Annotated in this window: 13 protein-coding genes; 2 read left to right on the top strand and 11 right to left on the bottom strand. The window is 71.3% G+C overall.

The features are described from left to right. Positions 1-157: 157 nt before the first annotated feature. Positions 158-628 carry a hypothetical protein gene (locus AB0O91_RS05730; RefSeq protein WP_363428234.1) on the top strand — a complete coding sequence of 157 codons (471 nt, stop codon included), beginning with the start codon at positions 158-160 and terminating at the stop codon, positions 626-628. Positions 629-732: 104 nt separating this feature from the next. Here AB0O91_RS05730 and AB0O91_RS05725 read toward each other — a convergent pair whose 3' ends face one another. From AB0O91_RS05725 to AB0O91_RS05710, 4 genes are all read right to left on the bottom strand, one after another. After that, the gene (locus AB0O91_RS05725; RefSeq protein WP_363428232.1) at positions 733-1,725 is read right to left on the bottom strand and encodes a hypothetical protein; all 993 of its coding nucleotides are present in this window, start codon (positions 1,723-1,725) and stop codon (positions 733-735) included. Between the two features lie 559 nt (positions 1,726-2,284). Beyond that, the gene (locus AB0O91_RS05720; protein WP_363428230.1) at positions 2,285-3,322 is read right to left on the bottom strand and encodes a hypothetical protein; all 1,038 of its coding nucleotides are present in this window, start codon (positions 3,320-3,322) and stop codon (positions 2,285-2,287) included. A 355-nt stretch (positions 3,323-3,677) separates the two neighbouring features. Further along, a complete protein-coding gene (locus tag AB0O91_RS05715; RefSeq protein WP_363428228.1) occupies positions 3,678-4,526 on the bottom strand; it encodes a phosphoadenosine phosphosulfate reductase family protein in 849 nt (282 codons plus the stop codon). Then, entirely contained in the window at positions 4,489-5,481 is a 993-nt protein-coding gene (locus AB0O91_RS05710) for a DUF2637 domain-containing protein (RefSeq protein ID WP_363428226.1), read from the bottom strand. Before AB0O91_RS05710 ends, AB0O91_RS05715 begins: the two co-directional genes overlap by 38 nt. Positions 5,482-5,619: 138 nt before the next feature. On the opposite strand from AB0O91_RS05710, the gene AB0O91_RS05705 reads away from it, so the two are divergent. Beyond that, complete coding sequence (locus AB0O91_RS05705) at positions 5,620-5,757, top strand: hypothetical protein (protein ID WP_363428224.1); 138 nt, start codon at positions 5,620-5,622, stop codon at positions 5,755-5,757. Between the two features lie 104 nt (positions 5,758-5,861). Here the strand turns inward: AB0O91_RS05705 and AB0O91_RS05700 are convergent, their stop codons facing one another. From AB0O91_RS05700 to ssb, 7 genes are all read right to left on the bottom strand, one after another. Continuing rightward, entirely contained in the window at positions 5,862-6,050 is a 189-nt protein-coding gene (locus AB0O91_RS05700; protein WP_363428223.1) for a hypothetical protein, read from the bottom strand. Positions 6,051-6,135: 85 nt separating this feature from the next. After that, positions 6,136-6,648, bottom strand: coding sequence for a hypothetical protein (locus AB0O91_RS05695; protein WP_363428221.1), 513 nt, complete (start codon positions 6,646-6,648; stop codon positions 6,136-6,138). Positions 6,649-6,920: 272 nt separating this feature from the next. Further along, positions 6,921-7,199 (bottom strand): hypothetical protein, encoded by a 279-nt coding sequence (locus AB0O91_RS05690; protein WP_363428219.1) that lies wholly within the window; start codon positions 7,197-7,199, stop codon positions 6,921-6,923. An 85-nt stretch (positions 7,200-7,284) separates the two neighbouring features. Further along, positions 7,285-8,439 (bottom strand): DUF932 domain-containing protein, encoded by a 1,155-nt coding sequence (locus AB0O91_RS05685; RefSeq protein WP_363428217.1) that lies wholly within the window; start codon positions 8,437-8,439, stop codon positions 7,285-7,287. Positions 8,440-8,870: 431 nt separating this feature from the next. After that, positions 8,871-9,782, bottom strand: a complete 912-nt coding sequence (locus AB0O91_RS05680) for a hypothetical protein (RefSeq protein ID WP_363428215.1) — start codon at positions 9,780-9,782, stop codon at positions 8,871-8,873. 49 nt (positions 9,783-9,831) lie between these two features. Beyond that, on the bottom strand, positions 9,832-10,101 hold the full coding sequence (locus tag AB0O91_RS05675) for a hypothetical protein (protein WP_363428213.1): 270 nt from the start codon (positions 10,099-10,101) through the stop codon (positions 9,832-9,834). Between the two features lie 65 nt (positions 10,102-10,166). Continuing rightward, the gene (gene ssb, locus AB0O91_RS05670) at positions 10,167-10,652 is read right to left on the bottom strand and encodes a single-stranded DNA-binding protein (protein ID WP_363428211.1); all 486 of its coding nucleotides are present in this window, start codon (positions 10,650-10,652) and stop codon (positions 10,167-10,169) included. Positions 10,653-10,918 lie beyond the last annotated feature (266 nt).

Raw genomic sequence — 10,918 nt, 5'->3', positions numbered from 1 at the left:
GGCCGGGGTGGCATATTGCCAGCTCAGGAGCACTACATGACTGCCTTGGAGATTCTCGCTTCGGTTTTTCTATCGAGACCTCTCGATGTTTATCAGCGTTTATCGAGAGGGAATCTTCGGGGTTTGCCACCTGGGATTTTGCGGTTATGGTTCCGGCATGAGCGGACGAATTTCGGCGTCGCGGGCCAGTGCGGTTCGAGCGGCGCAGCAGGCGAAGGCAGAGCGGGACGCGGAGCGTCTCCGGCGCGAGCGGCAGGTGGAGTCGGCGTTGGCCGACTTCTACGAGCAGACGGGGAAGGCGGAGCAGTTGCGGACGAGTGCGAGCGCGCGGGCGGCGAAGATCGTCGCGCATGCGGAGAGGGCGGCGGTGGAGCCGGAGCGGCGGGCGCGGGAGGCGGTGGCGCTGCTCCACGATCTGGGTGAGCCGCGTGATCAGATCGCGGTGCTGACGGGGCTGGCGCTGACGGAGGTCCGGGCGATCCTCGCGGGCGCGGCCGACGCGGCCGCGCCGCGGGACGGCGGGCGTGGGACGGGCGCGGCGCCTGCGGTAGTTGCGGTGGAAGCAGGCCCGGCGGGCGCAGCGCCCGGCTCCGGCGCCATCGTGGTCGGCGCAGCGGTGCCGGGGTGAGTCGGAGGGCCGGGCGCTGGTGGGCGGCGCCTGGGGTGAAGAACGACGACGGCCCTGCCGACCAAGTAGTGGTCGGCAGGGCCGTCGTCGTGTCGGGGCTGGGGCTACCGGCGCCAGAAAGTGTCGAACTCCTTGGGGTCGTAGCGTGTGCCGTCCTCGGTTTCGATCGGGGTCGGAACGAGTTCGCCAGCATCCCGGGCGCGACTGAGGCGTCGGCTGACCGCGCTGAGCGTGACGCCGTAGTGGGCGGCCAGCTCGGTCGCCGAACGGACCGGTCCGACCAGCCAGGCCCGGTGCTCGACGCTGCCCGCGGGGTCGTAGCCGAATTCGAGCAGCACGGCCGCCTGCTCGGGGGTCGGCCTTCCCTTCGCGGGGAGGTAGCCGAGTTCGACGAGGACGGCGGTCTGCTCCGGGGAGAGCGGGCCGGACTCGGGCAGGTAGCCGAGTCGCCAAAGCACCGGCAGCAGGGCGGCGGCAGGCCACACTCGCGAACGGCCGACCTTACCGCTGCTGAGATCGGCGATCTCCGGGCGGCGGACCAAGGTCTTGACGGCTTCCTTGCCCCGGCCGGTGAGCCGCTCGATGGCGGTGGTGGTGAGCACGTCCGACGTCGGCGTGGTGGTCGGCTGCTTCACCGGGGCCGGGGGTTCGACCGCACCGCGGGGGCCGCTGCGGTGGTGGCGCCGGCTGAGCCAGGTCTTGACCTCGCCCCAGGTGTACGTGCCGAGGACGTCGGCCTCCGGGAACGGGTCGTTGCTGTCCTTGTATTTCGCGGGCAGTGGGCTGATCGAGCCGCGACCGATGCCGGTCCGGTGCGCGATGTCGGTGATGGTGACCCGGTCGCTGTCCGCCCCCGGCAGCTCGGTGACATCGACGCGAGCGGCCTGGTGGTCGCGCATCCACTGGACGCAGGCGGTGCGTGCGAACCGCTGCTCCCCCGCGTCCTCTGGCACGGAGCTAGCCGGCCACTGCGGGTCCTTGGTGAGGCGGCGGACGGTCTTCTCGGTAAGGCCGGTCGCGCTGGCGATGTCGGCGACGCTGAGGCTGTCGGACGGAGCGGCGGCCAACCGCTCGGCGAGCGTCGGTGCGGGGGCCATCAGCTGGGTCTCCTTCGGGTGAGGCCGGTGGGAGTGGTCGGCCTCCCCGCTCCGGCATGAACTAATCTACCTGCGCGAGGTAGCGATCTTTCGGGATCGGTCTTCGTGGGAGGGGGCCAGGCAGCTTGCCCAGCCGATTCGCGAGATCGGCACGGTTTCGGCCGTGCTGCTGGCCCCCGTCTTTCATCCGGGCTCACCGCCGCGAGAGTCACCGCGCGCCGGGCTCCCGGGTCGACCTAGTGGTGGAGTCGTTCTCGCCAGGAGCCGAACGCGGTGCGTTCCTTATCGCGGACTCCGGCCGGTGCTGATGCGACGCCATCCCGATGGCCGAATAGCTACAGGTGCGCGGATGACCTCAACCCCGGTGATGCCGGTCTCGTCGGTGACGGCGAGTCTGGTGGGAGCCGTGCGGAGCCCCAGCTGGGCTTCGACGCAGTGCCCGGTGAACACCGTGCGGACACTGCACCGGGCTCTGCTCCGTGCCCCAGGGGCATCGCTTCAGGGTGGTTGTAGGCAGGGGCGCCGCGGTCCGCCGGATCGCGGCGCCCCTGACGGCTGTTCACCAGGCGAGGACGATCGCGCCCAGTCCGCCCAACCCTCCCCTGCTTCCCGGCTCCCCGTTGTGGCCCCGATGGCCTTCATAACCACCGCGGCCCCCGGAACCGCCGTTCCCGCCCCGGCCGCCGGTGGCCGGACCGTCGGGAAGGGTGTAGCTGGTGCCGTCCGGCAGGGTGATGGTGTTCACGCCAGGTTTGCCTCCGCCTCCGCCCAGACCGCCGGAGTTGCCCCCTCCTCCGATCCCCGAGCTCCCACCAGGACCTCCCATCAGCCCCACCCCTCCGGCTGCACCCCCGTTACCGGTGACGGGACCATCGCACACGGCAAGCGTCGGATCGACGATCAATCCCTGTCGGCCTCCCGCCCCTGCAGCACCTGCCGCTCCTGCGGCACCCCCGGGAGGGGCATCCTTAGAGCCGCCCCTACTGCCGTTACCCGCCCCGCCGCCCTTCCCGGCGTAGCCGCCATGGACACTGACGATCGGGGCCTCGGTGAAATCCGGTCTGCGGAACGCGGCAGAGGCCCGCGCGGTAGCCTGCTGGCCGCCTGTACCCGCCGTTCCGGAGCCGCCGGGCGACTTGCCCACCACGAATCCGGCCGCCCCGCCCTTGCCGGGGCTCCCTCCACGGGGTTCAGACGCCCCGGGGTTTCCGAGGGTGATCTGGTAGGCCTGCCCGAACCCCAGTTTCACGGGTTCCAGGTCCAGCGTGCACTTCATGAACGCGCCGCCGCCACCACCGCCGCCACCGCCGCCGGAACCACCACCGCCGCCGCCGGTGGAGGTGCCGCCGAGACTGGTGTTGGGTTTGGCCTGACCACCGCCGCCGCCACCACCGCCACCACCACCCGCGCCCTCGCTGCCGGGCCCCCAGATGAACAGGGTCACACGGGTGACCCCCTCCGGCGGAACCCAACTTCCGGAATCGAGGAACACCTGCTTCCCGTGCACCGCAGCCCTGGTCTGCCCGTACGCGGGAACCGGCGCCGCGAGCACAGCCGAGACCATCACCGCCGCACACCTGAAGACCGGACGTCTCATCACACCTCCTCGCAAATTGACGATGCATGTCGAAGACCCAGCCGCTCCACGACTCAGCCGGCGGGCGACCCTTCCTGGGTGTCGGCAGTCGGAAACGGATCCTCCAGCACCACTCCACCGAACCACCCCTGTTTCGGCACGTCAGCACTGGTCTGAGTGGCTCACGAACAGCAGGCGACAGCGGAACCGGCGCCCCGGTCACTCCGCGAGACGGTGACTGCCAGCATGCCGCAACTACCGGATTGCCCAGGACAACGGCGTCTCCGGGTAACAGTCGCCGTGCTTCGCACCGTCCTGGTCCATCCTGTGGCTCAGTACGACGGGGAACTCGGCTTCTACGGGGGTGTCGTGCGGGTCATGCGGCGCAGCCCTCCGCACGGCGCCGGAGCGTACGGGTTGGCGTCCCGCAGGGGCGCAGGGCCCGTACGGGGTCGTCGTCCGTACGCTCGGCGGCGTCGATGATCTCGGCCATGGAGAGGTCACGGCGGAAGGGCTGGCGGATCTCGTCCTCGACCAGGGCATAGTCGAGTGCGGTGTCGGGTGCCATCCGTGCGGCCGTGATGAGGTGGGCGCGTCCGGCGAACGGGCACAGGCGGCAGCTCAGACGGGGCAGGTGCTGGTAGACGGGGTGGGGCGGGATGCCGCTGGCCCGTACGGTCTTCCACACGGTGTCGGTGCTGAGCTGGTGGATGGGCAGCCATGTGGTGATCTGGCGTCGTCCGGAGCTGGCCGCCCGGTCCAGGGCGATGGCGGGGCGGCGGGCCCGGACGGCGCTCTCGTCGGCGCGTAAGCCGAGTTCGGTGACGATGTGCGCGGGTCGGCCGGTGATACCGAGTCGGGTGGTCAGCTCGGTGTAGAACTTCCTGGCCACGTCCCGTTTGAGGTAACTGCGGCAGAAAGGGGTGCCGGGCCCAGGCCAACGGCCGCGGGCCCGGACGAGGTCGAGCAGGCCGCCGCGTTCACGGCGGCGGACCTCGAAGGGCAGTCCGTACGCGGCGGCCTGCTCGCTGGCGAGGGCTGGCACTCCGTCCCACTCGGCGTCGCCGAGGTCGAGGTGGAGCACGACGGTGCGCTCCAACATCTCCTCGGTGGCGGTGATCGCCCACAGGTGGAGCATCACGGCGCTGTCCTTGCCCGCACTGTTGTTCAGCACGTACGCGTCGGCGTCACGCAGCCGCGGCGGTATGTGGAGGGTGGTGCTCACGGGCGGGTTCCTTGTACGGGTTCGGTGCGGGCTGGGAGGTGGGGGGTACGGGCTGGTCGTCGGCGTCGCGGGGCGTACGGACCGGGTGGAGGGGCTGCGGCTCGCCCGTGCGGGCGGCGGCCTCTTCGGGGGCGGCGGGTTCCGTACGGCCTCGGTGGAGCGTGCGGGCTTCGCCCACACGCTTCTCGCACCACGACCGGCCCCAGCCGGTCGTACGGATCAACTCGTCGTAGTCGGGCTTCCAGTCCGGGTCGGCCGTCATCGCGGCGAGCAGCTGGGTCATGACGTGCAGCCGACTCGGGCGCTGCCGGAGCGGCTGCTCCGGGTTGGTCTGCTCGTCCTCGGCGGGCTCGTCCTCGACCTCCGGTTCGGCCGCCTCCGGCTGCTGGGGCTCGTCGGCCGGCGCTGGGCCAGACCGCTGCCCGGCGGCCTCGGGGCTCTCGTCGGCGCCGGTCTCTTCGGCGGGGTCGACGGGCGGGCCGCTGGTTGCGAAGGGTGACGCCTCTGGAGCCGGCCGGGCCGAGGAGCGAGACTCGATGATTCCGGCGGCGGCCAGGAACGCGACGGCGGGCCAAGCGGCCATCACGTACCCCCAGGGGGTGGGCTGGGCGACGGCTAGGTTGGCGGCGAGGCTCATCACGACGCCGAGGACCAGGACGGCGCGGGGCCAGCGGGCGGGGTGTCCGTGGCGCTTGCGGCGGCGGAGTTCGGAGACGGAGCCCAGGGCCATCAGTTCGACGGAGACGGCGATGGCGTAGGCCACCCATCCGGTCTGGCCGGCGGCCGCGGCGGTCTGGACGACGTGCTTGAAGCTGACCGCGAACGCGGCGACTCCGAGGACGCCGACGACGATGTCCGCGGTGAGCGCGTCGCCGTCGCGCGGGAGTTGGAGCCGGGTGGGTGGACGCTTGGCGGGCACGGCGCTGGAGGGCGCCGTGGGACGGGTCGTGGTCACGTGGTACTGGTCTTCCGGGTTCGTGGGAGGTCGTCGCGGCCCGGTTGCCCTCCGGGCCGCGACGGTTGATCAGCCGGGTGTGCCTGGTGTCAGCGGTGCTGGCTGAGGTGCTGCTTTCGGGATTCGTCGACGTAGCCCTTGACCGTGCTGCGTGTGGTCCAGCCGCACGTGCACCTGGCGCTGGAGTACGCCCGCCCGGGGCACCCCTCGGTGAGCGGCTTGCCCGCGCTGGTGTGCTTGTGGGTGGGCGGGCACTCGGTGCCGTCCGCGTGGTGATCGGTGCGGGGCGCGCGGGGCTTGGCCGCGGGGCCGGTGTCCTTCGGCCGGCTGGCCGAGAAGGGGCTGGGCTGACCGCTGGTGCCGGTGCGGCTGATGCTCTCCTACTCGGCGTCCCACTCGGCTTCTGTGTGGGCGTCCCCGACCACCACGGGCTCGGCGTGGTCGAACCAGGTCTCCCAGTCGCCCGTGACGATGCGCTCGGCCTCAGCCTGAGCAGCTTCGGGGGTGGACGCGAGGACGGGCACCACGTGCACGGTGATGACGTCGACGGGAATGATGTACTTCGGCATGCTGCTGGTCTCCTGGGCAGTTGGGGGCTTGGGGCTGGCCGGGCTCGGCACGGCGGGAGGTTGCCGTGCCAAGCCCGGAGTGGGCTCAGGACTCGGAGGCGCCTGTCAGGGGCTCCCAGATGCTGCCGTTCCAGAACTCGGTGACGGCGCCGGGGGCCAGCGGTTGGCCGAGGGCTTCGCGCAGCCGCTTTCGGCCGGCGGCGCTGTCAGGTATCGCGGCGGTGCCGGTGATGCGGGTGCCGTCCGCGGTGACCTCGCGCAGCATCGTGCGGCCGTTGCGCAGTTGGGCCCGGAGGGAGCGGGCGACGTTGTACTCCTCGATCAGCAGGTCGAGCAGCAGCGACAAGCTGACGGGGTTGTCGTCGAGGCGGCAGGCGTCGGCGAAGCTCGCGAAGTCCGCCGTGGCGAAGTCGCCGTGCGGCACAAACTCCGTGGGGGCGCCGTCACCGTAGCTCTGGGCGGTTCCGATATGGCGGTGACCGTGGCTGATGGTGGCCAGGAACGGCGTTCCGCGGAGGAGTATCAACTCGCGGCAGGCGGTTACCTCGTAGCGGGGCTGGTCAGGGGTCTGGAGCCCGGTGTGGGGCAGGGTTGGCACGTCGTTCTCCTGGTGGTGCGAAAGGTAAAGGTGGGCAGCAGGAGGCGCCGCGCGGGGTTGGGCCGAGGTGCGGGGTCGATCCCCGCAGCTCGGCGCCCCCGGCCGGGGCCCGGCTGGCCACGGGCGGCAGGGGCCGGCGGGCGGTGCGGCGCTTGGTACTGCGGCGGGAAAGCGGCGGGAGGGGTTCGGCCGAGGTGCGGGGTCGATCCCCGCTCCTCGGCGCTCCCGGCCGGAGGGCCGCCCAGCGTCACGCTGGGCGGCGGTAGGCCCGGTTAACCGGGCTGGTCGGCCTCGGGCTCGGGCTCGGTGGCCGTCAGCTCGCTGATGACCTTCTCGATGCCGATGGTCGTCCGGTACAGCTGGTCACGGGCCTCGGCGGCGCGGTCGCCGCACAGCTCGAAGTAGCGGACTTCGTCGCTCGGGTCGACGGGGAATCCGTCGCGGAACGGGTCGTAGGTCGGGAGGGCTGCGCGCAGCTTCTCCTCCCACTCCTCTTCGAAGGTGGTGACCTCGGCGACCAGATCGCGCAGGCGGTCGGCGGTGGTGTTCATGGCGGGGTCTCCCTCGGGCGCGCTGGGCTGCGGCTGGCGGTCTGTGACGGGCCGCCCGGCCCTTTCGGGTCGGGCGGCGGGGCGATCACAGCGAGGCGGCCAGCTCCATGGCGCGGATGCCGAGCGATTCGAGTTCGTGGGCCTCGTCGGCGTCGGGCAGGGTCTGGGCGACGGAGGTCACGGCGTGCATGACGCCACCGGCGGACAGGTCGGCGCCCCGGATGAAGTGGGAGAACACGTCGGCCCGAACCGCCTCGGAGAAGCGCAGGCGCTGGCTGACGGTGGTGATCGCCTTCTCGGGGTCCGTGATGCGGGCTCCGGCCTTGTCCTCGATGTCACGGATCTGCCGGAGGATGTAGTCATGGTCGAGGAAGGTTCGGACGGCGTCGGCGGTCTGGGAGGTGACTAGGTCGAGGGTGCGGTCCTGGGTGTTGCCGCTCCACTGGATCACGCCGTCCGCCTGGCGCCCGCCGATGTGCACGGACTTCATGGCGTCCTTGGTGATGGTCATGCCGTTGTCGCAGACCTGGACGACCAGCCGGGGCACGATCGTGAACGCGCCGCACCCGGTCTCGCTGTTGCTGATCTCGAACCCGGCGAAGACGGTCGGGTTGTCGCTGCCGCGCGCCTCGGTGAACGGGGAGCGGTAGTTGCGCAGCAACTCCGGTGCATAGGCGCGGACTTCGTCGGCGACAACCCGGATGTACATCTTCTGGTCGGTGAGGTCGCAGCTGTCCAGGCGAACCTGAACACCCGCGTCGTAGACGCCCCGGAGCGCGGCGGTCAAGATGTCCAGGTTGTCGATGATCCGGTAGCTCGCACTCAGGAACGCGCGGGCCGTACCGGTGTCCTCCCCCTGGCCGGGCCGGAGCGTACGGATCATGTAGCTCTTGGCCTCGCGGCTCTCGTGCGTGAGCCAGCCGTTGACGTTCTGATCCCACAGCTCCGGGGCCTCGACCCGGGTCTTGCGCAGGTAGCCGACCGGGATGCCCAGCTTCTCGGCCAGCCCCGACTCGGCGACGCCGGTGAGGCGGAGTTCGGCGGCCTTGCGGGTGACGCCGTCCGGGGTGATGTCGTAGTCGTAGTCCGCGCCGTTGACGATCAGTCGACCGCCTTCGGCCCGGATGCTCTGCGCCGGGGTGATGATGTCGGCCTTGCGGGGCTGCTGCTCCCGCAGGATGTCCACGATCTCGCGCAGACTGGCGTTACGGGTAGAGGTCTTGGCCAGGGAGATGGTCATGTACGAGGTCCCCTCACACGGGTTCGGTTCGTGGGCGTCGGCCGGGGTTGCCCTCCCCGACCAATAAGACAAGAATACCTCAAAGAGGGTTTTTGGTCAAGCATGAGGGCGGGGTTCACCGCCCGGGAAGGCTGGGTGACGGACCGTCAGATTCGAGGGCACACCTCCCCCGTCCCCCCGATAGCTGCCTGGGGTCCGGGGCAAAGAGGCCGTCCGGGTCAAGGGCCGGCCGCAGGCCGGTGGCGAAGCCACGCGAAGCGCCCTTGAGGCGGGCGGCCGGCTCCGGATACTGGGCCGCGAAGGGGGGCCGGGGGAACCGCGCAGCGGGGCGCCCGGACCAGAAAAGGCAGCCGCGCCGAAGGCGCGCCCGAATCCCGCCGCCCCCGGCGGCGACCACCACCGGGCCCGATCCGGTGGTGGTGATCACGGGCTCACGCCGCGAGCGGGCTTTCCTCCTCGGGGGCGGGGATGTCCACGGTGAGCGCCGGATGGGTGGCGGCGATGCGGCGCAGACGAGTGCGGGCGTCGGCGCGGGCTGCGGGGCTGGGCGCCTGCCGGGCAGCCTCGGTGAGGTGGGCGGTGAACGCTGCGAGCGCGGCAGGGGTGTGCAGGATGACCCTGCGGGGCTGGAAGACCGCTGCCGGGTCGCCGAGTCGACGGGCGGCGGTCCAAGCCCGGTAGAACTCCTGGGTGCCGGGGGTGAGGGGCTGGTGTCCGGCGAGTTGGCCGCTGAGCCAGTCGGCAAGGAATCCGCCGACTTCCACGGTGGTCGGGCTCGCCTGGGGGGCTCGGAGTCGAGTCCAGCGAGTGAGGAGGGTTTCGAGCTGGGCCACGCGGCGGACGGCGGGGCGAAGCTCGTCCGCCTCCCGTGCGGCCCTGGTGAGCTGCTCGTCGGCTGCGGCTCGCAGGTAGTTGATGTGTTGGGCGTGGCGATGGGGGTCGGCGCGGTACTCGGCGATGAGCTTCTCCCCGATGTCCCGGGCGCGGGCGCGGGCACTCTCGGTCGCTACTTCGTAGGGGCTGCGGTGGAACCGTTCCCACGGGTCGCGGGTGCTGGTCGAGCCGGGCGGCGGCAGGGTGATGCCGTCGTAGATCCACGCGTTGTAGACCGCGAGTCGGTCGGTGTACCCGCTCGGGTTCTCGGTCGGGTCGTAGCGGCCGGAGATGAGGCGAAGGCTGGTGTAGGCGTCGGGGTCGTCGCGTTTGCCTGGCGCGGGCTCGGGGTGCACGGTGACGGTGCCGAAGACGTGCGGGGCGCGGACGGTGTAGTACGTGAGGCCGTTCTGCGCGTATTCGACGTCGTAGCGCAGCAGTAGGCGGGTTGCGGTGTAGGTGGTGATCAAGGGTTCTCCGGATGGCCGGCCGGACCGTGGTGGCTCGGCCGGCTCGGGTTCAGCGCCTGGCGGCTGGGGTGCTGGGGAGGATCGGCGGGATGCCGTGCGCTTCGGCGGCGGCGTTGATGAGCTTCGGAAGGCGCAGGGTCACCGTCTGGAGCCACAGGAGGCCGCCGACGATGGCCAGTAGTGAGCCAGTGATGAGGAGTTGGTCGTAGATGGCGCACGCCGCGCCGAGCCCGGTGAGGGCGAGGACGGCGGCGAACAGGGCGCGCTGGATGGTGTTGATGGTGCCGGTCAGCCCGGACTCGGGCGGGGTGCTGCTCACGGGTGGGGCCTCTCGGTGCCTGGATTCGGCGGGCCGAGCGGCTCGGTGCCCCCGGCTCGGGGCGATCATCCCGCCATGGCCGGGGTCGGCCAAGGGTTGACGGCGGGCGGGGTGGCGGAGCGGGGCGGCCACGTCGCGGCGGGCGCCCCCTGGGCGGGCGCGGCCTGCTGGGTGGCGGGGTGCTTGCCGGTCGCCTTGGTGACCTCGGCGGTAGCGAAGCGCAGAGCCGGGCCGACTTCGTCGATCAGCAGCTCGGTGTAGATGCGGCGGGGCCCGTCTGCGGGCTGGTACGAGCGCTGCTTGAGCGTGCCGGTGACGATCACGCGGGTGCCCTTGGTCAGGCTCGCCGCGATGTGCTCGGCATACTGGCGCCAGGCGACGCACGGCATGGACAGGGAGTCGCCGTCCCGCCAGACGCGGGCCGTGCTGTCGTACGTCTTCTCGTTCGCGATGACGGTCATGTTGACCACCGCCGCGCCGCCGTCCGTGTACTGGAGGGTCGGGTTGTCCGCGAGGTTGCCGATGAGGGTCACCTTGGTCTCGCCTGCCATGTTGCTGCTCCTCTTGGGGTTCGGTACGGGCGCTGTGGCCTCGGTCCGCCGATCGGGGTGCCATCCCCGACCAACAAGACAAGAATACCCCAAAGAGGGTTTTTGGTCAAGCATGAGGGCGGGGTTCACCGCCCGGGAAGGCTGGATGGCGGACCGTCAGATTCGAGGGCGCACCTCCCCCGTCCCCCCGATAGCTGCCTGGGGTCCGGGGCAAAGAGGCCGTCCGGGTCAAGGGCCGGCCGCAGGCCGGTGGCGAAGCCACGCGA

The organism is Kitasatospora sp. NPDC089797, from assembly GCF_040684795.1.
Classification (GTDB): Bacteria; Actinomycetota; Actinomycetes; order Streptomycetales; family Streptomycetaceae; genus Kitasatospora.
The sequence above is the reverse complement of the archived record's forward strand: the minus strand, read 5'-3'. Positions and strand labels throughout refer to the sequence as shown.